The sequence below is a fragment of the Deferrivibrio sp. genome (assembly GCF_055117995.1).
Genome location: NZ_JBSQOT010000029.1, coordinates 1 through 25414, shown reverse-complemented (window position 1 = coordinate 25414; position 25414 = coordinate 1). Strand labels below are relative to the sequence as shown.

Sequence of the window (25414 nt, the reverse complement as noted above, 5' to 3'; positions counted from 1 at the left end):
AAATTTAAAATAGAGACTCTAACAATATGGCTGACTGTTTGATTATAACTACCTGATATTTTTTAAATTAAGAATAGCTGTAGAGTGATTTTTAAAATTGAAGTTACAATCATTTCCATAATATGCCATTGTCAAAAACAATACTTGTCTTTTTTGAAAAAATATTTAATAATCAAGCTTTTAACAAGGGGTGTTGATGAAGTTTAAAAGCTTATATTTACAAGGGTTTAAGTCTTTTGTTGATAAGACAGTTGTTGATTTCCCTGATGGAGTAACCTGTATTGTCGGGCCCAACGGTAGCGGCAAAAGCAATATACTTGATGCTATAAGATGGGTTTTTGGGGAACAGAGTCCTAAAGAACTACGCGGTAACAATATGGAAGATATTATTTTTGCAGGTTCTGAAAACAGGAAAGCTTCGGGATTTGCAGAAGTATCGCTTGTCGTTAAGGATATTCCGGATGATGTGGCTGTTAAATGGGGAACTTTGTCTGAAATTATGATTACCAGAAAATATTATAAATCCGGAGAGCGGGAATATCTGATAAACTCAAGAAAATGTAAACTTAAAGATATAAAAGAGATTTTTTATGATACAGGGATTGGGGCAAGAAGTATTTCTATTATTGAGCAGGGCAGGGTGGAAAAGATTATTCAGGCAACTCCCGAAGATTTAAGGCTTTTTTTTGAAGAAACTGCTGGAGTTACAAAGTATAAAGAGAGCAAAAAAGAGGCTGAAAAAAGGCTCGCTCAGACAAAAGAAAATTTAAACAGAATAGTTGATATTATAAGTGAAGTAAAAACTTCTATGCAAAATGTCAGTGAACAGGTTGAGAAGCTTAATACATATAAGAGATTAAAGAATGAAAAAGAAATAAAGGAGAAAATATATTTCAGTAATCTGTATAACAATGAAAGGTTGAGGTTGGTTGATTTAAAAGAGCGTATAGGAAACTTTAATCTTGAATTATCTTCTGAAATTAATGTGTTTGAAAATTTGAGAAAAGAAGAATACTCACTCAAGGAGGAGATAAATCAGCTTGATAATGAGAGAAACTATATTAACGAGGAGATAATAAAAAACAATAACCATATAAACTTGCTCGAGAGTGATATAAAAATCTTGAAAAATAACCTTGAGAGCGCTGAGAATACCAAAAAGAGTTTGAAGCTGGAAATCGAGAATTCAAAGAATAAACTTAAAGAGCTATCTGAAAATAAAGACTTGCTGATTAAAGAGATTCAGGAGCTGGAAAAGGAATACGAGTCCCTGAACAGCAAGCTTGCAGAGTACAATAATGAACTTGAAGAACTTATCTATCAAAAAGAAAATTTTGAAGATGAACTGAACGAATTGGAAAGTGTTTTTCTTGAATATACCGAGTCCATAACCAATAAAAGGAATGAAATATATAGGTATGAAAACGACATAGAACGTTTTGAAAGAGATGTTGCAAATTTTGAAAAAGAGTATGCAGAATTGGAGTCCAAAAAAACCGTTTTAAAAGAGAGCCTTGATAAGTCTTACAAAGATAAAAAATCAATTGAGGAAGAGATTTTTGTTATTGATGAAAAGCTGAAATCGTTGAATGACAAATATGACTCTTTATCTAAAAGAAAAGAAACACTTTTGTCCGATATAAACAATACCAAAATAGAATTGTCATCATACCGGTCCAGAAAAGAAACGCTGATTTCACAGCTTGATAGCGAGCTTTATGGGACAAAGGATGAAAGTAGGACAATAAACAATTTTATGCCACGACTTTTTCTGGATATAAATAATCAACTGCCCGAAAATTTAGGAAAAATATACGGGGATTTGATTGTCATAGATTCATCTCAAAAAGAGAGTTTTTTGAATGAGTTGAAAGATATCAAATCATCTCTGAAATTTATTTTTTCAGATGAAGTGGATGATTTTATCAAAAACATAACACTGACAAAATACGAAGAAATTTTTGATGATTTGTTAAAGGTAGGAAATGTATACTATAAAATTGGACAGGATAATAAAAGTCAGATTATATTTGGTTTAAAAGAAGAAATTGAGGGTGTTGATTCCAAAATAACTATTATGACAAAAAAAATTGAAGAATATGAGCAGGAGTTTAAATCTGTGGAAAACTCAGCCGGTGATTTGTCCTCACAAATTAATAAACTTTCTGCCCTGAAACAGGAGTATGATAAGAAACTTATTAATATCAACAATACTATTTCCAACATTGAGAAAGATTTTAAAAGCAATCTGGATAGAGCTGAATTAATTGTCAAGGAAAAAGAGTTTTATAAAAAAGAACTAAACACTAAAAAGTCCGTGTTGAGAAAGCTCAGAGATGAGCTTGAATTAATTGGCAGTAAGCAAAAAGATATCGACTATGAAAAGGAAGAGTTGGAAGAGAAGATAGAATTTTTTCAAAATAAAATTGATGATTTAAAAGATGAATCTTCATCTCTTAAAGCTAATTCCATGGTAATAAATGAAAAGATTAAATCTGCCAAAAAGTCGCTATACCTCGTGGAAAAAGATATTGCAAACACTTCTGCAAATATTTCAAACCTGAAAAGCAGGCTTGAAAAGCTTTTGACGGTAAATATAACCAACTGGAATGCTTCCATTCAGGAAAAAACCGAACAGTTAAAATTATCAAATATTCAGAAACTTAAAAATGAAGAGAAAAAACAATTTATCATAATGAAGATTGAAGAGCTTAAACAAAGAATGGACGAAATATTGAGCAATATAGATAAACTCAATGAAAAAATAAAGACTATACAGGAGAATAAAAATTCTCTTGAAGTTACCCTTGCTGAAACCAGGCAGCAAGCTTTTTCTATAAAGGAGCAATTCTTAGAAAAATTTGATTGCGATATTGAGGATGTTTACAGAGACTTTATCGAAGAGGATTTTAAACAAAACAGGCTCAAATCTGAAATTAAAAGTATTGATAATGAAATAGAAAATCTTGGTCCTTTAAATCTTGCGGCAGAGAGTGAGTTTAGTGAAATAAGTATGAGGTATGAATTTTTGACAAAACAAAAAGAGGACCTTGAAAATGCTTATATTTCCATTAATGAAATTATTAATGAAATTGATCAAAATACCATTAAAAACTTTGCCGAAACTTTTTACAAGGTAAATGAAAATTTTGTCAAAGTATTTAAAATGCTTTTCGGAGAAGGGAAAGCCGAATTAAGACTTACAGAGCCAGATAATATGCTTAATACCGGTGTGGAGATATTTGTACAACCTCCCGGGAAAAAACTGCAAAATATGAATCTCCTTTCAGGGGGGGAAAAGGCTATGACTGCATGTACTTTGATATTCGCAATGTTTTTGTGTAAGCCTACTCCGTTTTGTTTTCTTGATGAAATAGATGCGCCTCTTGATGATGCAAATGTTGAAAGATTTTGCAGAATAGTAAGAACGCTTTCGGAAAATACCCAGTTTGTAATAATCACACACAACCAGAAAACTATGGAAGCAGCAGACTCGTTGTATGGGATAACTATGCAGGAGCCAGGTGTCTCCAAAATTATTTCGGTGAGATTGAATTGATGTTTGAAGAAATTAGGCAGTTTCAGTTGAATGACATAAAACTTGTTCTTATCGATGATATCGGTGAGATGGTGTATTCCCAAAATTGTGGTGAAATATATGATTATCTCATGATTACAAATCATACCGTGAATATGTTAAAAGAGTTTAAAAAAAGTTTCATTTATTGTGAGATAAAGTTTGAAAATTTTTATATCCGTGCTTTTTCTATAAAAGAATACATGGCATTTTATTTAAAAGATAAAGTATTTAGGTTTGGTGAGAAGAAATTGATAGAAAAAATAAATGAAAAAATAAAAAATATTATAGAGGATTGAATATGGGATTTTTTGATATTTTTAAGGGTAAGAAGAAGGATACGGAAATTCAAAGTGATGATTTGAAACCAATTGAAGATGTTAATGATAAGCAAGAGGAAGTATCTGAAAAAAAACTGGAAGAAAAAGAAGGAATCCTAAAAAGGCTCAAGAAAGGTTTAAGCAAGACTTCAGATAAAATTGTAGGCGGAATGGAATCGGTCTTGCTTGGTAAAAAGACAATTGATGAAGAATTACTTGAAGAGCTGGAAGAGCTTTTTATTTCTGCAGATGTCGGTGTGTCAACTACCATAAAAATAATTGAAAATGTCAGAAAAGATGTTTCAAGGAAAGTCCTTAAAAATCCTGAAGAGCTTAGAAAATATATTAAAAGCGAAGTTTTTGATATTTTAAACATTGAAAATAGTCTGAAAGTTACTGATACAAAACCGTATGTAATACTAGTTGTCGGGGTGAATGGCGCTGGCAAAACCACAAGTATAGCAAAGTTGGCAAAAATGTTTAAAGACAACGGTTTAAAAGTGGTGCTTGCCGCAGGTGACACATTTAGAGCCGCTGCAATTGAACAGCTTTGTATATGGGGTGAAAGGGTAGGTGTGCCAGTTATAAAGCAAAGTCAGGGGAGTGATTCGGCTGCTGTTATTTATGACGCTGTTGCTTCTGCCAAGGCAAAAGGCTTTGATGTTATAATTGCGGATACTGCGGGAAGGCTTCATACAAAACATAATCTTATGAATGAACTATCAAAAGTAAACAGAGTGATAAAGAAGGAAATTTCTGATGCACCACACGAAGTTTTGCTTGTTCTTGATGCTACAAGCGGACAAAATGCAGTAATGCAGGCCAGAGCCTTTAAACAGGAAGTGGATGTAACCGGTATTATTCTCACAAAACTTGACGGTACGGCAAAAGGCGGCGTTATTGTTGGCATAGTGGATGAACTTGGCATCCCTGTAAAATTCATAGGATTCGGGGAGTCTATGGAAGATTTAAAGCCATTTAATGCAAAAGATTTTGTAGATGCGCTTTTTGACGGTAAAAACGATGAAAATAATTGAAATAGGTTCAACAGATAAAATAGATAAAGATACTTTTAATATTTTTTATAGACAAAATAGTCAGAAAAAAAATCCACTTGTACCGGCAGCCCACATAAATGGGGTGTACTACTTGCTGAGTAACTTTTATGCAGATTCAAAAGAGTTGGTTTTGCTTGAAGATATAAAATGTTTTTCAGATGCACTTAAAGCTGTAATCGAGATTGGTGGTGAAGATTATAATTTGGTAGATTTATCAAATATTTATTATTTAATTAAAAAATTGGACCTTAATAAAAATGATTATAGTGTTTTTAGAAAGAATAATATCGTCAATAAGGAACAGTTTGATATTCTTGATAGGATTTTTTTACTGTCAGATAATTTTAAAAGATACATAGTTGACAAGGATATTTCTCTTAAGGTGTTAAGTATAGTTTTAAAATTCAACGCAGATATTGTTAAAAAAATTGAAGAATATGTCTTAAAAAATTACCCTTCTGTGTCAAGCTTCAGGATTCTTGTCAACAATATTTATGACTATAAAGATGAAATTGATTTTAAAAATAATCTTGAAGATGAGATTGAAAGATTGAAATTTAAATATAACAGAAAAAGGTATGAATTTGAGAAAATGATAGATGATATCTTGAAAATAGAAAATGGGATAACTGTTGAAAACAAAAATAACTATGAGACTTGTAGCTTGAATATCAACTTTGATATTTCATCTTTTGAAGATTTTATGGCAAAATTGCAAATACTTCACAATTCATCCGGGAAAATAAAAGCAGCTTTTGATATTTTGAAAGAAAATGATTTATGTTGAAAAAAGTGCCGTTAACACCGGCACGGTAAAATTATTAGACAAAAAAGGGATTGATTACAAAATAGTTGACAGTGATGAAGAGTTTGAGGACAAAAAAAGTAATATATTTGTAACTTATTCAAGAGGAACGTTTTTAAGACCTTGCCCGGCTACGAAAATCTACAGGTGCTGTAACTATCACGTATTTGATATTATGGAAGGATGTCCTTTTGATTGTACTTATTGCATTTTACAAAGCTACCTTAACCATGAATATATTAAAGTTTTTGCTGATACCGATTCAATAGAAAGAGAATTATTGGAGCTTAACGAAAAAGGAAGGTATAGAGTTGGGACAGGTGAACTTTCAGATAGCCTTGCCCTTGACAATATTTTTGAATTTTCAGGCCTTTTTATCCCAATTGTTAACAAACTTGAAAATATTCAGTTTGAATTTAAAACAAAATCTTCAAATACAAGTAATCTTTTAAATCTTAATCCCAAAAATATTGTAATATCATTTAGCGTTAACACCGATTTTATATCAAAAACTGAAGAGCACAAGGCCGGAGATATGGATAAAAGGTTGAATGCGGCAAAAATTTTGGCCGAGTATGGTTATAAAATTGGATTTCACTTTGATCCCATTGTGATTTACGATAATTGCCATAAAGACTATGATAATCTAATAGATAAACTATTTTCTTCTGTTGATGAGCAAAGTGTTGAGTTTGTAAGCCTTTCTACTTTCAGATGTATTCCATCACTTATTGACAGAATCAGGGAAAAGTTTGACAGAAGTATCCTGACAAAATATGATTACATAAAAGGGCTTGATGGTAAGCTTAGATATTTTAAGCCTGAACGGATTGATATACTAAATTTTGTTTATAAGGCATTAAGAAAAAATTGGCGAAAAGCTTTTATATACTTTTGCATGGAGCATTCAACTATTTGGGATAAAATTATTGGGTATGACCCCGGAGAGAGAGATATATTTGAAAATGGTTTCCCGTGGAGAAAATAAATACTATCTTGTTTTTGACATAGGCGGTACAAATACCAAGTGCGGATTATTTAATAGCAGTGGCGATTTGGTATCTGCAAATGAATCTTCGACACCACAATCGTATGATGAGCTTGTAGGTTTTATAATAAATAAATGTGCTGAATATAAAACTAACCAGGTTTCCATTGGTTTGCCTGGTACTGTGAATTATGGTGATGGAAAAATTATCTATGCTCCAAACCTTACATATCTTAGTGGTAAAAGGATTGTAAGTGATTTAAGCAATGAAAAAATTGTCGCCTGTATAGAAAATGACGCAAACTTAGCTGCATTGGGTGAGTATTATTTTTCTGATATAAAGTATGATTCAATCGTCCTTGTTACCCTTGGTACTGGTGTAGGTGGAGGATATATTGTAAATGGCAATGTCTATAAAGGGCAACTCAGTGTTTTTGAAATAGGTCATATGACTATTCATACAGACGGTAAACAGTGTGGGTGTGGGAAAAGAGGTTGCTTTGAGGCTTACTGCTCAAAAACAGGACTTGAAAATATTTATTATGATTTAAGCAACAATAGAGTATCTATCAATGAAATTCTAAAACTAATTGATAAAAAAGACAGTCTTGCTGGGGTTGCTATGAATGTTTTTTCAAAATATCTGGGTATAGGTCTTTCAAATATAGTAAATTTGCTTATTCCGGATGTTATTGTCATAGGTGGTGGTTTATCGGAGCTTTCAAGCTATTATTTTAAAAATACAATAAAAGTTTTCTCTAAAAACTTATTTAATCCCTATAAAAATAGTACAAGACTGATTGTTTCAAAGTTAAAAAACAAAGCTGCTCTTTACGGCGGATTTTACTTATTAAGGCAAAACAATGGACAGATTTAAATTAGTTACGGAGTACAAACCTTCAGGTGACCAACCGGAGGCTACTGAAAAACTTGTATCAAATTTTCAAAATGGAATAAAAAAGCAGGTGCTGCTTGGAGTTACAGGGTCTGGCAAAACATTTACCATGGCCAATGTAATTGAGAGGCTAAATGTGCCTACTCTTATTATTGCTCATAATAAAACACTTGCAGCTCAACTTTATGGAGAATTTAAAAATTTTTTCCCGGAAAATGCCGTTGAATATTTTGTAAGCTATTATGACTATTATCAGCCTGAAGCTTATATGCCACAAACAGATACTTATATCGAGAAAGATTCTTCCATTAATGAAGAGATAGACAAACTGAGGCATTCTGCAACGAGGAGTCTGCTTGAAAGGCGTGATGTTGTTATAGTTGCAAGTGTTTCATGTATTTATGGACTTGGTTCTCCTGAGGCCTATCATGGTATGCTTGTTTCAGTAGAGGTAGGTGATGATGTAAGCATAGATGAAATATTGCAAAAGCTTGTTGAAATAAAATATGACAGGAATGATTACGACTTTCATCGGGGAACATTCAGGGTCAAGGGGGACACTCTTGAAATATTTCCATCTCATGAAGACAAGATTGCTTATCGTATTGAGTTTTTTGGTGATGAAATTGATAGAATTGCAGAGTTTGACCCTTTAACGGGGAGAACAATTCAAACGAGACCAAAAATAGCTATTTATCCCAACACCCATTATGTCACCAGCAAAGTTACAATTGATGAGGCTATAAAACAGATAAAAAGAGATTTGCTTGAGCGGGTTGCATATTTTGAAAAGGAAAACAAGCTGCTTGAGGCTCAGCGGTTGACTCAAAGAACAATGTTTGACATTGAAATGATAAAGGAAACCGGTTATTGCAACGGTATTGAGAATTATTCAAGATATTTTGAAGGTAGAAGTCCCGGTGAACCTCCTCCCACACTTTTAAGTTATTTACCAAAAGATGCTCTTGTCATAATTGATGAGTCCCATATGACAATACCTCAGATAAGAGGGATGTACAATGGGGATAGGTCAAGAAAAACCACACTGGTAGAGTTTGGATTTAGGCTTCCGGCGGCTCTTGATAACAGACCTTTAAAGTTTGAAGAGTTTTATGGGAGAGCTGAAAAAGTTCTTTATGTCAGTGCAACACCTGCAGAATTTGAGATTGAAGATTCCGGAAATATTGTAATAGAGCAGGTTATCAGACCAACAGGTCTTGTTGACCCTGAAATAGATATAAGGCCTGCAAGAAATCAGGTTGATGATGTGTATATGGAAATAATAAAAACAGTCAAAAATGGAGAAAGGGTGCTGGTTACCACTTTAACTAAAAGGATGGCAGAAGATTTGACAGCATATTTGAAAGATTTGAACATAAAGGTTGAGTATCTTCACTCTGACATAGATACCCTTGAACGGGTTAAAATTATTAAGGGCTTGAGAGAAGGGGAGTCTGATGTGCTTGTAGGGATAAATTTGCTCAGAGAAGGGCTTGATATGCCTGAGGTAAGTCTTGTTGCGATTCTTGATGCCGATAAGGAAGGTTTTTTGCGGTCTGAGCGTGCCTTAATTCAGACAATAGGAAGAGCCGCAAGAAATGTAAACGGAAAAGCGATATTTTATGCTGACAGGCTTACAGATTCCATAAAAAAAGCATACAATGAGACAAAACGGAGAAGAGAGAAACAGCTTAAATATAACAAGGATAATAATATTACACCTGAAACAATCAAGAGTAAGATGAACGATATACTTGTGAGTATTTATGAAAAAGATTATGTTACTATTCCTAAAAAAGATGAATTCAATATTGAACTTACCGGAAATTTCAAAAAAGATATTGAGACTCTTGAAAAAGAAATGTATAAAGCATCTGAAAATCTTGATTTTGAAAAGGCAGCCAAGATTAGGGATATTTTGTTTGAATACAGGACGAAGAGTTAGTTATGAGAATATTTAAAATTATTATATTGATATGTTTTACTGTTTTTTTTGTCAGCTCACTGTCGTTTCTTTTTTATATTTATAAATTAAGCAGTGAATTACCCTCAATCAGGGAGCTTAAAAATTACTCTTACAAAACACCCACTATAATTTATGATAGAAAAGGTAGAGTCATTGGAGAGCTTGGCAAAGAGAGACGTTACCCCGTCTCTTTTGATAATATACCCGACTATTTGAAAAAAGCTGTAATAGCTGTTGAAGATAGTAGATTTTATGAGCATGGTGGCGTTGACTTTTTGGGGATTTTAAGGGCGTTTGTAAATAATTTAAAAGCAGGCAGAGTGGTTGAAGGTGGGAGTACTTTGACCCAGCAGCTTGTAAAAGTTATTTATCTTACCCCGGAAAGAAAGCTCAAAAGAAAGGTTAAAGAGGCGATACTTGCTTATAAGATTGACAACTATCTTTCAAAAGACAAAATACTTGAAATCTACCTTAATGAAGTCTATTTCGGAAGAGGTGCTTACGGCGTTGAGGCTGCTGCAAGGAATTATTTTGGGAAATCTGTTTCAGAGCTAACCCTGTCAGAAGCTGCACTTATAGCAGGTCTTCCCAAGGCACCCGGAATCTATGCCCCCCATATAAGTCTTCAAAAATCCCTCATTAGACGTGATCATGTTCTTTATAGAATGTACGAAGAGGGTTTTTTGACTGAGAATCAATATGAGCAGGCAAAGTCAGAGCCGGTAAAGATTGTTGAAAGTATTCCGGTAAAGATTCAGTATGCGCCATATTTCATAGATTTGTTAAAGAGCTATGTGAAAGATTTGTTAAATCTTGATGTTTATGACAAGGGTTATAAAATTTATACAACACTTGACATAGATTTTCAATCTGTTGCCGAAAAGGCAGTCACAGATAATCTTTTTGAGCTTTCAAAAAGGCAGGGGTATTTTGGGGTTGTAGGCAATTTTAATGACCCTGATATAAAGGAAAAAATGGAAAAATTAAAATATCTTGAGGCTTATGGCTTGAAACTTGCAAAAGTTGTTTCTGCTGACAGGACTGTGGTTAATTTTAATTTGATTGACAGCAACAATAGTGAAATGCAAAAGCTTGAGCTTACAAGAAACAGATGGGCAAAACCATTTGATTCGAGTATGAGAATTTTGGACGACTTTAGGAAGATTATCAGAGAAGATGATATTATATTGGTGAGTAAAGATAGCAAAGGAGAATATTTGCTTTCCCAGGAGCCAAAAGCTGAAAGTGCTCTTGTTTCTATGGTGCCACAAACTGGCGAAATTTTAAGCATGGTGGGCGGCTTTGATTACAATAAATCTATGTTTAACAGGGCAGTGCAGGCAAGAAGGCAGGTGGGGAGTCTTTTTAAACCTATTGTCTATACGGCTGCTCTTGAAAGCGGAATGAATATAAACAGCCAGATTCTTGATGCCCCCGTGATAATGGATACCGGAGAAGATGGGAAGTACTGGAAACCGGAAAACTTTGAACAGGAGTTTTACGGTTTTACAACACTAAGGCAAGCTCTTACAAAATCAAGAAATATTGTTACCATTAAGGTTGCTGAAAAAATTGGTATAAATAAAATTATAGATTATGCAAAAAAATTTGGTATCACAACGGATTTGCAAAGAGACCTTTCCATAAGTATTGGCTCCGGGGCTGTTTCTTTGATTGAGATGGTATCTGCTTTTTCAGTTTTTCCCAATCTTGGAGAATATGTTGAGCCTGTATTTATTAAATCGATTGAGGATGCAAACGGTGAAACACTGTATCAGCTCAAAGAGCAGAAGAGGTATAGGGCGATAAAACCTGAAACTGCCCAGATAATGACTGATACACTAATAAATGTTGTAGAAAATGGTACAGGAAGAAAAGCAAAATTTATAAAGAGATATATAGGAGGCAAGACAGGCACCACAAACGACTATAAAGACGCATGGTTTGTGGGTTTTTTACCTAACCTTGCTGTTGGTGTCTGGACAGGTTTTGATGATTTTCAGTCTCTTGGAAGACTTGAAACAGGTGCAAGGGCATCACTTCCGGCATGGATAGAATATGTGGATACGATTTTGCCACAAATCGATTTTGAGGTTTTTAATACTTCCGATAATGTCACATATGTAAAAGTTGACAGTGAAACCAATCAGATTACAGAGAGTATAACAGATGATTTTGAGTTTATACCTTTTGATATGGTAAATATAAACGAAGAAAGTAAACAAATAAATTGAGAATATGGAATCTTACGAGGAATACGGTCTATTAAAGTTTGATGAAAACAAAAGGGTTTTGTCGGCAAATCTGTTTGGTGAAAAGATTTTAACAGAGCTTTATCTGATCGGTATAAATAACCCATTTGATTATTTTTTGGATATTCTTAAAAAGGGGAAAAATATTTTCAAAACGAATAAAGATATTTATGGTATAAAATCTTTTGATAAGTCAGAGATGAGCTTTATTATAATTGCACTTGGTGAATTTGTAACCTCTATCAATGAGTTTATCGACATCAGCTCGCTTCACCATGAAATTAAGAACCCTTTGACCGCTATTGAAGGGGTGGTGCAGGTAATAGATTCAAAATATAATGATGAATATTTGAAGAAGTGTACTGACATTATAAAACGTGAGAGTAACAGGATAAAATATCTGCTTGAAAGTGTAAATATCTTGTCTGACCTTAAATTGAACATTAAAGATATCAATGTAAAAGATTTTATAAAGAATATTGTGGACAAATTCAAAATAATTTACAGTGGCATAGATTTTTATATCTACATGGATAGTAGTGTTCAGGTGATAAATGGAGATGAAGAAAAACTTGAAATGGTTTTCAATAACTTGATCAAGAATGCCTGCGAGGCCAAAAATGTCTCTGTCATTGAAATAAAGTATGAAATTGATCCAACAATAAAATTTTTTGATAAGGAAAAAAATGTATTTAAAAAAATGGTAAAATTTAGTATAAAGGATAACGGTATTGGGATTGACAAAAATATCCGTGATAAGATTTTTACGCCTTTTTGGACTACCAAAAGTAAGGGCAGCGGTTTGGGTCTTGTGATTTCCAAAGAGATTATTGAGAAACACTATGGAAAAATTGAATATAAATCTATAGAAGGGGTTGGCACCACATTTAGTATTTATATGCCGATTTGATATGTTGAGAGTTTTGGTCTTGGATGATGAAGAAAATATTTTGTGGGTTTTAAGAGAAGGTCTTTCAAGTAAAAGTATTGAAGTCCTTACTTCCACGAGCTCGGTTGAAGCAAGACAGATATTGCGTGATAAATCTGTCGATATATGTCTTGTGGATATTTTCCTTAATAATGAAAATGGTATAGAGCTTGTTGATGAGTGGTCTAAAATATACAGAAATACAGTTTTTCTAATAATGACAGCGCAAAATACCGGCTCAAATATTATAAATTCAATGAAGGCTGGAGCAATAGATTTTGTTAGTAAGCCTTTTGATCTTGAGTATTTAAAGGAAAAACTTGATGAAATAAAAAGGGATAAAAGTTCAAAGAATGTGGCTTCTTTTGAAGATGAGTATGATTTTCAGACAAGTAATAAAAGAATGATAGAAATTTATAAGACAATTGGACGTATTGCAAAGACGGACATAAATGTGCTTATTCAGGGGGAGACCGGCACGGGTAAAGAAGTGATTGCGAAAATGATTCATGAAAAAAGTTCAAGATGCAGTAAGCCTTTTGTAGCAATAAACATGGCTGCCATTCCAAGGGAGCTTCTTGAAAGTGAACTCTTTGGGCACACTAAGGGTGCTTTTACAGGTGCTACAGGTGATAAGCCTGGCAAATTCGAAGAGGCCAATGGAGGTACAATTTTTCTTGACGAAATTTCTGAAACGGAAATTTCTATCCAGTCAAAGCTTTTGAGAGTACTGCAGGAAAAAGAGGTGACAAGACTTGGCTCAAATAGGGCTGTAAGGCTTGATATAAGAGTTGTCGTTGCAACAAATCAGGACCTTGAAGAGCTTGTAAAAGAAAAGAAATTCAGGGAAGACCTTTATTACAGACTTAATGTTTTGACGATAAATCTGCCTTCACTAAGGGAGAGAAAAGAAGATATTCCGGTGCTGGTTAATCATTTTATTAAAAAATACTCCGGGTTAGGTACAGACGGATTAAACATCAGCAATGACGCAATGGATGTTTTGATGAGATATAATTGGCCTGGCAATATAAGGGAGCTTGAAAATGTGATACAATACAGTATTGTGCAGGCTTCCGGAAAGGTTATAAACAAGAATAACCTACCATCAAGAATATTTGAGGTTAACGGAAGAAATGGCCAGGATTCTCTGTCAAAACAACTAAAAAATCTTGCGGCTGAAATAATAAGCTCTGAAGTAATAAGCGATTCAAATAATTCTTATGAAGAGTACTTGAAAATTGTAGAAAAGCCACTGATTGTCGCTGCTCTTGAAAAGACATTGAACAATAAATCCGAAGCCGCAAAGATACTTGGTATTAATAGAAATACTCTGAGAAAAAAGATGAAGGACTTGAAGCTTGAATAAGATAGAAGAAAAAATTATTGAATTTCTTGTAAAAAAAGACAAACCTGTCAAGTTAAATGAATTTTTGAAAGAAACTGATGTCGATACCAAAAGTTTAAAAAAATCCCTCAAATCTCTGATAAAAAATGGTCAGATTATAAAACTTAAGTCAAATAAATATTGTCTTACTAAAAATCTTGATGTTTTGACTGGCACAATTGACGGACATCCGGATGGTTACGCTTTTTTTGTACCGGATGATGAAACCCTTGATGATGTTTTTATACCGCCTAAAAAAATGAATGGGGCTGTTCATAAAGATAGAGTAGCTGTCAGGATTGAGTACTTCAGAAACAAAAAAGAAGCTCGCGTTGTAAAAATTCTTGAGCGTGGCTACAGAAAAATTGTAGGCAGGGTTGAAAAGTCTGCTCATTTTGCCCATGTAATTCCATTTGTAAAAAAGTTTTTCAATGATATTTATATACCTAAGAAATACTCCAAAAATCTCAAAGACAACGATGTGGTAATTTGTGAAATTATTTTCTATCCCCAGGTTGGTAAAAACCCTGAAGGTAAAATTTTGAAACTTTTGGGAAATCTTCAGGATAAAGGGATTGAAAATGAAATTGTGCTTTCGAAATACGACCTTGAAAGAAAGTTTTCAAATTCCTTAATAAAAGAAGTAAATAAAACTGCTGAATCTTTTTTGAAAAATCCTGGTATAAGAACAGATTTTAAAAAGCTTTTTACCGTTACCATCGATGGTGAAACGGCAAGGGATTTTGATGATGCTATTTCTCTGGAAAAGGTTGACAGCGGATATATTCTGTATGTCCATATTGCAGATGTGGCACATTTTGTCCGTCCTGATTCACGGGTTGATGCCGAGGCTTTTAAAAGGGGCACAAGTGTTTATTTCCCTGAATTTGCAATACCTATGCTGCCCGAAAAGCTTTCCAATGAGTTATGCAGCTTAAGACCCAATGAAGTAAAGTTTACATTAACTGCAAAAATCTACTACGATAAAAATGGTAATAGAGAAAAACTTGAGCTATATCAGTCAACTATAAAGAGTAATTATAGACTTACCTACACTTATGTAAATGATATTATTGAAGGAAAGCAGAAGACAAAAAGCAAGCCTTTAAAAAATTTAATTTCAACAGCTGTCGAACTTACAAATCTTCTTATTGAAAAAAGAAAGAGGCAGGGGACAATCGATTTTGACTTGCCTGAGCCTGAATTTATTTTTGATGAAAACGGAGATCTGGTTGATATAAGACCTCTTGAGAGGAAGCTATCCCACAGAATAATTGAAAATTTTATGATAGAAGCAAACGAGGCTGTCTCTGAATATCTGGAAAATCTTGGAGTAGTTTCTGTTTACAGAGTTCACGAAAAACCATCTGCAATAAAGGTAAGAGAGTTCTTGAATGTTTTGTCAACTTTTGGTATTTCGGTGGATTTGCCTGATGAGATTACCCCTAAAACAATACAGGAAATTGCAGCCAAATTTGAAGATAATAAGTTTGGTTATATCCTCAACTCGTTGCTGGTAAAAACTATGCAAAAAGCAATTTATGATACGAAAAATATAGGTCATTTCGGTCTTGCATCAAAATCTTATACACATTTTACCAGTCCAATAAGAAGATATCCTGACCTTGTTATTCATCGACTTATTAAAAAAACACTCTTTGATTATCCATTTGATATATCAAATGAGTTTGTAGAAAAAGCCAGCAAACAATCTTCTGAAACTGAACAAAGGGCGGAAGATGCTGAAAGGGAAATCCATCAGTTTAAAAAGTTGAAATTTTTGGAAAATCATATTGACGAAGTTTATGATTCATATATCAACAGGCTTAACAGCGGGGGTATTTTTATATTTATTCCTAAACTTATTATGGGTGGTTATATCCCTTTATCAAGTATGGATGACGATTTTTACAGCTACTATCATGATGACAATATTATTATAGGCAAAAGGACAAGAAAGACTTTTAAAGTTGGAGACAGATTGGCTGTTTCACTTTTGAAAGTAAATTATGATTATCTGGAAGCTGATTTTAAGATTGTTTCTCTTTGATTTAAAGTTTTTGCCACGGATGAAGTGTATTTGATGTAAGCCTCTGGCAATTCAAAATATTTGCAAAAGTAACCGTAAGATTTCCATATTTTTGGTTTATATTGTCAATAGCTGAATATATATTTTCCCATTTTTTATTGAAAATATCATTTATGGTGTCACAGGAGTAGATGAGGTTATTAAGTGAAACACCCACATGTCTTACCCCTTTTGTTATATCAATTTCTTCAGATATATGTTTGGCTATTTCGTATATCTGATGCGTGGCTGCAGTGTGGTAATTTATCGTGTGCATTTTTGAGAATTTTGTTAAATCGGAATATTTGATGTGAAAATTTATTGTTTTGCCTGCCACTTTGGCTTTTCTTGCCCTGAAAGATACCATATCCGAAAGCTGCAATATATAGCTATTTAAAATTTTTCTGTCAAAAGTGTCTGCAGGCAATGTAAGACTATGCCCAATTGACTTTACAGGTTCTTCTTCATATTTTACGCCTTCTTTATATATTCCAAATGCCATATCGTAAATTTTTTCTCCGTTTTTGCCAAAAATATTTATGAAAAAATCTTTGCCTAACTTTCTTATATCTCTTGTATTAAATATTCCAAGCCCATTTAATCTTTTTGCAAGATTTTTGCCTATCCCCCAGATGTCATCGAGTTTGAAGGAGTCCATAAATTTATAGACATTTTCATCTTCGATAATGTTTAAGCCATCCGGTTTGTTTATTTCGGTTGCCATTTTTGCCACAAGCTTTGATTTTCCGATTCCAACTGTGCAAGTAATTTTGAAATGATTTTTTATGTGGCTTTTTATCATATAGCCAAGGTCCCGTGGGGACATGTTTATATCGGATATATCCATAAATGCTTCATCTATTGAGTACATTTCCGTTTTATATGTAATGGTTTTCAAAAAGGTATGAATCTGTTCGGATATGTAAGCATATTTTTTGAAATTACCCACTATAAATGTTATTTGTGGACAAAGTTTTTCCGCCATGAATTTTGGCATCCCTGTTTTTACACCAAACCTTCTTGCTTCATACGATGCAGTTGTAACTACAGTCCTGTCTACAGAGCCGACGATTCCCACGGGTTTATTCTTTAGTTTTGGGTTTGAAGCTATTTCTACCGAGGCAAAATATGCGTCCATATCAAGACATAAAAATTTACTCATCTACAGCCACCAGGAAGCATTTTAGTGTTTTTGTGTTGAAAGCTATTTCATAAATCTTCTGGGAGTCAGTAAGGGTAAATTTTATTATATTTTCCTCACCCTTTTTTTCACTCCAGCGGTAGACCACTTTTTTGAATCTTATTGTGTTATTGTTATATTTTATCCAGGCAGGTGTAGCTATACCATTTCTAAAAACTATTCCGGCTTCCACTTCACCGTTGATTGTTGTTACCATGTTTATTCTCTGAAATCTCTCAGTATATAAATAAGTTTGCCTATTATTTCAAAACTATCAGTTTCATTCACAATAATAGCAGAGTAGTTTTCATTTTCAGGCTTTAATAGTATGCTATTTTTTTGTACTTTAAACCTCTTTAAAGTGACTTCACCATTTATTCTGAATGCACCTATTTCGTTGTTGTTTAGAATATGTTGCTGCTTTATCAATGCAAAGTCGCCATCTAAAATGCCTGCATTTTTCATACTGTCACCTTCAACTTTAAGGAAGAAGCAGTCTTGAATATTGGAGAAACTGTCCAAATCTATATACCCTTCAAAATTCTCTTCAGAAATAACAGGTGTACCGGCTTTTATTTTACCAATAATTGGTATCTGTTTTTTTAAAAATAATCCCCTTGCAAGCTGATCTGTCTTTTTTAGTTTTCCTTCTTCTTTTAATTCATCCAGAAACTTTTTTACCACAGAAGTGGAGCTTATGCCTGTCCCTTTGCATATTTCCCTGATGGAGGGTGGATAGCCTGATGAAATATAGAAATTGTAAACAAATTTTAAGATAGCTTCTTTTCTCTCTTCTTTTTTCATAAATGCCTCACAATAATTCAAGAACATTTGTTCTTAAATTAAGTATAATAAATTTTCCAATTTGTGTCAATAGGAGTTGTTTTTTTATGCTATAATTTTTAAAAATGTGGAGGTGGCTTTATGAAAAGGATTTTTTTGTTTTTGTTTTTAAGTGTTTCGCTAATAGTTTCAGCTGCAGAGTGGCAGATTGTAGGACCGAGGGCCCTTGGGATGGGCGGTGCATATGTGGCTGTGGTAAGTGATTCTACTGCTGCATATTGGAATCCTGCTGCGTTTGGCTTTTACAAGGAAAAGGATGTAAGAAAGTATGAAAACAAAGATTTTGGACTTGGTGTGGGAGTAGGGTTAGGTTATTCTATTCATAACAATCTTGGGGAAAAGATTGATGATATTTTAAACTATGATTATGATGCAGTGGCAAACGATATCAGTAACAATGGGGCAATCAGCATTTCAAATCTTGATGACTACGTAAATCTTGTAAACAATGTTGCAAAAATCACTGACAAAGACGCTGTGGTTTTCAAGGCAAATGGTTATGTAGCTTCAAGAATAGGGAATTTTGGCGTGGGAGTTTATGCTCTTGGGAATATTGCGGCTTTACCTATACTGGATTTAAAAAATATAGTGTTGATTCAGTGGATACAGATATTATTGACAGCTTGTCGAATATTGTGGGAAACACAACGCTTGATGTGCTAACGTCAGAACAAAACAGTGAACTGGTTAGCACTATTTCTTCATTTACAGGTTGGAGTACTACAGATGCACAAAATTTTGTGTATGCAATTGATGACTCTCTTAATGCAAATGGCATAACTTCTATTGATCAGCAAACATACGATGCAGTTGTCAATACAGCCAAAATTGCTTCAAATGCAGTCACAGGCGGGTCCTACGACCAGAATGAATCAAAGATAAAGTTTTCAGGAATTATCTATTATGAAGTTCCGGTATCTTATGGATATGCGTTTAATAAAAATTTTTCACTGGGCGCCAATGTAAAATTTATGAAAGGCAGATATTATGAATCTTATGTTTCCCTTTACGATGATAACAATGACAATGACCTTTTTGATAACGCATCTGATGACTATGTTGAGTCAAACACTTTTGGAATAGATGCAGGAGCAATGTATAAACTTGGAAACACCATCACCCTTGGCATTGTCGGGAGAAATCTTAATTCCCCAAAATTTGATAAGCCATCCGGAGGTGAATATAAAATCGACCCACAGGCAAGAGGTGGGGTAGCATTTACTCCGTTTGGTTGGTTAACGCTTGCGGCAGATATTGATTTAATGGAAAACGATACAAATATTAACGGTTATAAATCTCAAAATATAGCTTTTGGTGCGGAGTTTGAACTTTTGAAATTTTTGGCACTTAGAGCAGGCTATTATAAAAATCTTGCAGAAAGTGATATTAATGCTGTTTATACTGCAGGGCTTGGACTAAACCTGTTTTTGCTCAGGCTCGATGCAGGTCTTGCGTTTAGTGATAAAACATCTACCGTGGATGGAAACGAAATACCTAACGAAGTTAAGGCGGAAGTAGCGCTGTCTTTTGAATTTTAAAAGTAAGCCCCCGAAAAGGGGGCTTTTTTTTATTGGATAAGCAGTGAAAGGTCGGTGTAAGGCAACCCGTGGGCTTCGGCAACAGGTTTTATGGTGATATGCCCATCATAGACATTTACCCCTTTAAAAATAGCAGGATTATCTATTGCAGCCTTTTTCCACCCTTTGTTGGCTATTTCAAGCCCAAATGGCAAAGTAGCGTTGGTAAGTGCAAATGTGGATGTCCTTGCGTAAGCTCCAGGCATGTTAGCTACACAGTAATGAATTATACCATCAACCACATACACTGGGTCTTGATGAGTAGTCGGTCTTGACGTTTCCACACAACCGCCCTGATCAATAGATACATCTACAATTACACTTCCTGGCTGCATCAGCTTTAACATATCTCTTGTAATAAGGTGAGGAGCTTTTGCTCCAGGGATTAAAACTGTACCAATAACAGCATCGGCACCTTTTATTTCATTCATAATATTGTATCTGTTGGACATAATTGTCTCACAGTTTTTGGGAAGTACATCCTCCAAATATCTCATTCTTTCAAGATTTATATCCATTACAACAACTTTTGCCCCAAGGCCTGCTGCAATTTTTGCTGCATTAATACCGGCTGTACCACCACCAAGGATTACAAATTTTGCACTGTGTGTACCTGCTACACCTCCAGCAAGCATACCCCTTCCACCGTATGGTTTGGCAAGAAAGTGTGCAGCCATCATAGATGCCATTTTACCGGCAACTTCACTCATAGGTTCAAGAAGCGGAAGTTTCCTGTTTACCTCTATCGTTTCATATGCAATGCCTACAACCTTTTTATTTAAAAGTCCAAGAGTCTGAGGCTTGTCAGGTGCAAGGTGAAGATAAGTATAAAGTATCTGACCCTCCTTTAGCATTTCAATTTCTGCAGGTTGAGGTTCTTTTACTTTTATAATCATTTCTGCATTGTCAAAAATTTCCTTTGCAGTATCCATAATTTTAGCCCCTTCCTTGATATACTCCTCGTCACTTATACCACTTCCTATTCCAGCATTTTTCTGGATAATAACTTCGTGGCCTGCCGCAATAAACTGATGCACACCGGCAGGTGTCATGCTAACTCTGTTTTCGTTGTTTTTGATTTCCTTTGGTACGCCAATTATCATTATTTCCTCCAGATTTAGTTTAAAAATATTTTGTAAAGTTTAGCCAAACTAAAGCAAAATCTTAGCATTATTTGTTGGTGTTGTAAATGAAAAGGTTAAATGAGGTTTAATTCATAAATTTATTTTGCCAAAATTTCCGATATGTGTTATTAAAGAAAGATATAAAAAATAAAGGGAGTTTATTGATATGACAGTACAGCCTCTCGAGTTTGAAACACAAATTTATGAAATTGAAAAGAAAATAGATGAGTTAAAAAATCTTTCCGGTATTTCAGGCGATGATTTTAAACAAGAGATTGAGTCCCTTGAGAAAAAGCTTGCCAGGGCAAAAGCTGCAGTCTATAAAAATTTAGACCCTGCCCAGAAAGTTTTGGTGGCAAGACATCCAAACAGACCTTATACGCTTGATTATATAAAACTTATATTTACCGATTTTTGTGAATTACACGGGGATAGACTTTTCAGGGATGACCCGGCTATTGTTGCAGGTGTGGCCAAGTTTGAGGGTGAGCCGGTGGTTGTAGTTGGACATCAGAAAGGGAGAAACACCAAAGAAAATATTTACAGAAATTTTGGAATGGCAAACCCTGAGGGTTATAGGAAGGCGTTGAGGATATTTCACCTTGCTGAAAAGTTTAAAAGGCCGATAATCACATTTGTAGATACTCCGGGAGCTTATCCAGGGATTGGTGCGGAAGAAAGAGGTCAGGCTGAGGCAATAGCAAGAAATTTGTTTGAAATGGCTGGTTTGACTGTGCCGATGATTACAATAATTTCTGGTGAAGGTGGAAGCGGTGGAGCCCTTGCCATTGCTATGGGGAATAAAGTGCTGATGCTCGAACATTCGATATATGCGGTAATCAGCCCTGAAGGTTGCGCTTCTATTTTATGGAAAGATGCAACTTATTCAAAAAAGGCTGCAGAGGCATTAAAATTAACAGCGCAGGACCTTTTGAGTCTTAAAATTATAGATGAAATTATCCCTGAACCTTTGGGTGGAAGCCACAGAGACCATGTTCAGACCGCTTCAAATGTCAGAAAAGCAATTTTTAAAAATCTTAAAGAGCTCAAAAGTATGTCCCCGGAGAGGCTTTTTGAACAAAGATATGAAAAATTCAGAAAAATGGGTGTGTTTGCTGAATAATTGTGTCTGAAATCAGAGTATTAGACCAGAAAATTGCCAATAAAATTGCTGCAGGGGAAGTTGTAGAACGCCCTTATAATGTTGTTAAGGAGCTTGTGGAAAATTCCCTTGATGCCGGTGCAGATTTTATCCGGGTTGATATATTTGACGGCGGCATCGGTTTGGTAAGGGTCACTGATAATGGCAAAGGGATTCTTCCGGAAGATCTTAAAAATTCTGTCTTGAGATATTCTACAAGTAAGATTGGAAGTATCGAGGATGTTTATAGAATAAATACTTTTGGTTTCAGGGGCGAGGCTCTTGCCGCCATATCATCGGTCAGTGATTTTAAAATCGAATCAAAAAGGGAAGGTTTTGAAGCATACGAACTAACCGTTGAATGGGGGAAAATAGGTGAATTAAAGCCAGGCTGTTGTCAGCAAGGTACCATTGTAACGGTTAAAAATCTCTTCGAAAATGTTCCGGCAAGAAGGAAGTTTATTAAATCATTTTCTGCAGAGCAAAGAGAGATAGTTAAGTTTTTAAAAGTATTTAGTATTATCAATTATAATGTGGATATTGAATTTTATTCGGATGATAAAAAAATATTATCTTTTACTAAATATGACAGTATGAAAGATAGATTTATTGAGTGTTTTGGTTTAAAGGATGTATCTTATCTTGTTGACAAGAAAGATAATATTGAACTTGAGTGTATTTTGACTCTGCCAGGTGTCCAGAGAAATAGAAAGGATATGATTTTCGTAGGCCTAAACAACAGGGTTATTAAAGACTTTTCTGTTATGCAGGCTTTAATTCAGGGCTATTACAGAAAATTGCCTCAAAACAAATACCCGGCAGCTGTTTTGTCCCTTAAAGTCAAACCTGAAATGGTAGATGTAAATGTGCATCCTACTAAAATGAATGTTAAGTTTTTTGATGACAGGGAAATTTTTTCAACGGTCAGCAGAGCTGTTTCAAATCACTTAGGGAGTTTAAAATTAAATGAAAGTAAAGAAAATTATAGCTACGATATAAGTGATGATAGTATAAAATATGTTGTTGAGGAAAAACGGACTGTATATTCTGTCAATATTGACAATCTTTTTGAGACAGAAGAGATACAAAATGAATCTGTAAATGAATTTAAGATAATAGGGCAGATTTTTGATAGTGTAATCTTGGTGGAAATAGATTCAGAGCTGTATTTTATTGACCAGCACATTGCCCACGAAAGGGTGTTGTATGAAAAGTTTATATCAGAAGCTGAAAAGACGAGTATTAAAATAAAGCTTGTGGAGCCAGTTGTAATTGAAGTTTTGGAAGAAGATAAAGAGATTATTATCAAAAATATAAAAAATTTTGAAAAAATAGGGTTTGATTTGGAGGATTTTGGTGGGAATTTTGTTTCAGTCCTTAGTGTACCTACAAGTATAGTTCATAAAAATATTGAAAATGAATTTATGGAACTTATCAATGAATTTCATAAAAACAAAAATGAAAATCTGCTTGATAGTCTTTCCATTACAATGGCATGTAAAACAGCGATAAAGGCGGGTGAAAAGCTGACTGATTATGAGATGAAAAAGGTTGTTAGCGAACTTTTTCAAACAAAAAATCCTTTTACATGCCCTCATGGAAGACCGATTATTTATAAGATGAGTAAAGAGGAAATTTTTAAGAAGTTTCACAGATTATGAAGATACCTATAATAACAGGACCCACAGCTACTGGTAAATCTGATTTTGTCCTCGAATTATCCGAGCATTTAAATATTGAAATTATAAATGCAGATGCTTTTCAGGTGTATAAATATATGAACATTGGTACTGCTAAGCCAGGCAAAAATGAGTTGGAAAAGTGCAAACATCACTTGATAGATATTATTGCACCTGATATTCAATACAATGTTGGGGAGTTTTTTGGACATTGTGGGAAACTTTTGCCGGAGATAATATCAATGGGAAAAATCCCGGTGGTTGTAGGTGGCACAGGCCTTTATGTAGAGTCATTAGTAGAAGGGCTTTGTCAGGTTAGTGGCAGGGATGAAAAGGTTTTTCTTAATCTGAATATTGAGTGTGAGGATATTGGCCTTGAAGCTATGTATAATAGATTGTCAGATATTGACCCTGAATATGCTAAAAAAATTTCCAAAAATGACAAAAAGAGAATTTTGAGGGCACTTGAAGCCTATTATGTATTGGGTATTCCATTTAGCCTTATGCATAAAAAATACCATAAAAAACTTCAGTTTGAGTTTGATGTATATGTTTTTAATTATGAAAGAAATTTGCTCTATGAAAAGATAAACAAAAGAGTCGATAAAATGATAGAAATAGGGTGGATAGACGAAGTTAGAGATCTGTTAAATTTAGGGTATGATGAAAATTGTCCGGGATTTAAAGCTATCGGCTATAGAGAATTGGCAGATTTTTTAAGACATGGTGGGGATTTTGAAAGTGTTGTTGGTGAAATAAAGAAAAAAACGAGAAATTTTGCAAAAAGGCAGCTTACGTGGTTTAGACATATGAAAAATGTGACGTTTTTAAACTTTTCAATTATTGACAGAGATGCATTTTTTAGAGAATTTACAAATAATTATAAGCCTGAAGTTAATTAATCTTGATACCTATAGTATATGGTGTAAATTGTAATTAAAACAAATTATATATAATATTTTATTATAGGGCCTGTAAATTAGGTTTCCTATGAGAAGAAGGGCTTATGATTCATTTATTAATGTATCTTATATTTGTAGTTGGTCTTCTCCTATTTTGTTTTATCAACGGGTGTAATGTCGGTAAAACTACTTATTATTGTGAAAAATGTGAAGGGAGTACCCCGCATAGAGAGCTTTATTGCTCATTTGAAAAAAACTACAATAGAAGAAAATTGTACATAGAGTGCAGCAAGTGCCGCTCTAAGCATGAAATATACTTATAATTAAGGCTTTTAAAACCATAAATTATAGTTTATTTCGAAATTGTAGATATTGTAATCTTGCCCAAAAAATCCTTTGCCAAACTTTATTCCTAATGCGAGATTATCCTGTTTAAAAACGCCTCCGCCAACGCCTGTAAATATAGAATAACCGATATTGCTGTTATTATTTAGCCCTAAACTTGTATTTAAAAAAGGTCGCCATTGCCTATTGTATAAACTGTAATAATCAAAACCAAATTGAAAACCTATACCAATTTCAATGAAATTATCCGGTAATGCATTAAAATTATTATCTTTTGCTATTGTCAATTATCATTAAAATTAACCCATTTTTATCACGAATTTTGACCCACCCTTTTTATTATTAAAAAATTAGTTCTCGTTAGTAGTTCCTTTTTTAA

21 protein-coding genes are annotated in these 25414 nt (G+C 34.0%); 16 read left to right on the top strand and 5 right to left on the bottom strand.

Translation table 11 applies throughout. The annotated features are described in order from the left end of the window. Window positions 1-196 precede the first annotated feature (196 nt). The 11 genes from ACTCAF_RS08250 to rnr are packed head-to-tail and all read left to right on the top strand — an operon-like array spanning window position 197 to window position 16226. Entirely contained in the window at window positions 197-3559 is a 3363-nt protein-coding gene (locus tag ACTCAF_RS08250) for an AAA family ATPase (RefSeq protein WP_463062814.1), read from the top strand. Then, the gene (locus ACTCAF_RS08245; protein WP_463062813.1) at window positions 3559-3876 is read left to right on the top strand and encodes a hypothetical protein; all 318 of its coding nucleotides are present in this window, start codon (window positions 3559-3561) and stop codon (window positions 3874-3876) included. The genes ACTCAF_RS08250 and ACTCAF_RS08245 overlap by 1 nt, the downstream gene beginning before the upstream one ends. Window positions 3877-3878: 2 nt before the next feature. Continuing rightward, window positions 3879-4934: a signal recognition particle-docking protein FtsY gene (gene ftsY, locus ACTCAF_RS08240; RefSeq protein WP_463062812.1), complete on the top strand. Its 1056-nt coding sequence runs from the start codon at window positions 3879-3881 to the stop codon at window positions 4932-4934. Next, window positions 4921-5742, top strand: a complete 822-nt coding sequence (locus tag ACTCAF_RS08235; RefSeq protein ID WP_463062811.1) for a hypothetical protein — start codon at window positions 4921-4923, stop codon at window positions 5740-5742. The genes ftsY and ACTCAF_RS08235 overlap by 14 nt, the downstream gene beginning before the upstream one ends. Then, window positions 5729-6748 (top strand): spore photoproduct lyase family protein, encoded by a 1020-nt coding sequence (locus tag ACTCAF_RS08230; RefSeq protein WP_463062810.1) that lies wholly within the window; start codon window positions 5729-5731, stop codon window positions 6746-6748. Before ACTCAF_RS08235 ends, ACTCAF_RS08230 begins: the two co-directional genes overlap by 14 nt. Continuing rightward, complete coding sequence (locus ACTCAF_RS08225) at window positions 6726-7625, top strand: ROK family protein (protein WP_463062815.1); 900 nt, start codon at window positions 6726-6728, stop codon at window positions 7623-7625. The genes ACTCAF_RS08230 and ACTCAF_RS08225 overlap by 23 nt, the downstream gene beginning before the upstream one ends. Beyond that, window positions 7612-9588, top strand: coding sequence for an excinuclease ABC subunit UvrB (gene uvrB / locus ACTCAF_RS08220; RefSeq protein ID WP_463062809.1), 1977 nt, complete (start codon window positions 7612-7614; stop codon window positions 9586-9588). Before ACTCAF_RS08225 ends, uvrB begins: the two co-directional genes overlap by 14 nt. A 2-nt stretch (window positions 9589-9590) precedes the next feature. Beyond that, complete coding sequence (locus ACTCAF_RS08215) at window positions 9591-11843, top strand: penicillin-binding protein 1A (RefSeq protein WP_463062808.1); 2253 nt, start codon at window positions 9591-9593, stop codon at window positions 11841-11843. Window positions 11844-11847: 4 nt separating this feature from the next. Then, entirely contained in the window at window positions 11848-12771 is a 924-nt protein-coding gene (locus tag ACTCAF_RS08210) for a two-component system sensor histidine kinase NtrB (RefSeq protein ID WP_463062807.1), read from the top strand. Window position 12772: 1 nt separating this feature from the next. Then, entirely contained in the window at window positions 12773-14158 is a 1386-nt protein-coding gene (locus ACTCAF_RS08205) for a sigma-54-dependent transcriptional regulator (protein ID WP_463062806.1), read from the top strand. Beyond that, the gene (gene rnr, locus ACTCAF_RS08200) at window positions 14151-16226 is read left to right on the top strand and encodes a ribonuclease R (RefSeq protein ID WP_463062805.1); all 2076 of its coding nucleotides are present in this window, start codon (window positions 14151-14153) and stop codon (window positions 16224-16226) included. Before ACTCAF_RS08205 ends, rnr begins: the two co-directional genes overlap by 8 nt. Window position 16227: 1 nt before the next feature. Here the strand turns inward: rnr and dinB are convergent, their stop codons facing one another. Genes dinB through lexA form a run of 3 tightly spaced genes read right to left on the bottom strand, consistent with a single transcriptional unit; the run spans window position 16228 to window position 18228 of the window. Further along, window positions 16228-17406 (bottom strand): DNA polymerase IV, encoded by a 1179-nt coding sequence (dinB, locus tag ACTCAF_RS08195; protein WP_463062804.1) that lies wholly within the window; start codon window positions 17404-17406, stop codon window positions 16228-16230. Continuing rightward, entirely contained in the window at window positions 17399-17641 is a 243-nt protein-coding gene (locus tag ACTCAF_RS08190; RefSeq protein WP_463062803.1) for a hypothetical protein, read from the bottom strand. The genes dinB and ACTCAF_RS08190 overlap by 8 nt, the downstream gene beginning before the upstream one ends. 2 nt (window positions 17642-17643) lie before the next feature. Continuing rightward, complete coding sequence (lexA, locus tag ACTCAF_RS08185) at window positions 17644-18228, bottom strand: transcriptional repressor LexA (RefSeq protein ID WP_463062802.1); 585 nt, start codon at window positions 18226-18228, stop codon at window positions 17644-17646. 120 nt (window positions 18229-18348) lie between these two features. Between lexA and ACTCAF_RS08180 the strand changes: the two genes are divergently transcribed. Together ACTCAF_RS08180 and traF are read left to right on the top strand one after the other, a co-directional pair. Then, window positions 18349-18930, top strand: a complete 582-nt coding sequence (locus ACTCAF_RS08180) for a hypothetical protein (RefSeq protein WP_463062801.1) — start codon at window positions 18349-18351, stop codon at window positions 18928-18930. Beyond that, window positions 18903-19805: a conjugal transfer protein TraF gene (traF, locus tag ACTCAF_RS08175; RefSeq protein ID WP_463062800.1), complete on the top strand. Its 903-nt coding sequence runs from the start codon at window positions 18903-18905 to the stop codon at window positions 19803-19805. The genes ACTCAF_RS08180 and traF overlap by 28 nt, the downstream gene beginning before the upstream one ends. Before the next feature lie 29 nt (window positions 19806-19834). Here the strand turns inward: traF and ald are convergent, their stop codons facing one another. Then, window positions 19835-20947, bottom strand: a complete 1113-nt coding sequence (gene ald / locus ACTCAF_RS08170; RefSeq protein ID WP_463062799.1) for an alanine dehydrogenase — start codon at window positions 20945-20947, stop codon at window positions 19835-19837. A 187-nt stretch (window positions 20948-21134) separates the two neighbouring features. Here ald and ACTCAF_RS08165 point away from each other — a divergent pair, with 187 nt between their 5' ends. From ACTCAF_RS08165 to miaA, 3 genes are read left to right on the top strand one after another with little or no spacing between them, the layout of a single operon-like run. Further along, window positions 21135-22091 carry an acetyl-CoA carboxylase carboxyltransferase subunit alpha gene (locus tag ACTCAF_RS08165; protein WP_463062798.1) on the top strand — a complete coding sequence of 319 codons (957 nt, stop codon included), beginning with the start codon at window positions 21135-21137 and terminating at the stop codon, window positions 22089-22091. A gap of 2 nt (window positions 22092-22093) precedes the next feature. Then, window positions 22094-23770: a DNA mismatch repair endonuclease MutL gene (mutL, locus tag ACTCAF_RS08160; RefSeq protein ID WP_463062797.1), complete on the top strand. Its 1677-nt coding sequence runs from the start codon at window positions 22094-22096 to the stop codon at window positions 23768-23770. Next, window positions 23767-24690 carry a tRNA (adenosine(37)-N6)-dimethylallyltransferase MiaA gene (gene miaA, locus ACTCAF_RS08155; RefSeq protein WP_463062796.1) on the top strand — a complete coding sequence of 308 codons (924 nt, stop codon included), beginning with the start codon at window positions 23767-23769 and terminating at the stop codon, window positions 24688-24690. The genes mutL and miaA overlap by 4 nt, the downstream gene beginning before the upstream one ends. Window positions 24691-25022: 332 nt before the next feature. Here miaA and ACTCAF_RS08150 read toward each other — a convergent pair whose 3' ends face one another. Continuing rightward, window positions 25023-25322, bottom strand: a complete 300-nt coding sequence (locus tag ACTCAF_RS08150; RefSeq protein WP_463062795.1) for a hypothetical protein — start codon at window positions 25320-25322, stop codon at window positions 25023-25025. Window positions 25323-25414 lie beyond the last annotated feature (92 nt).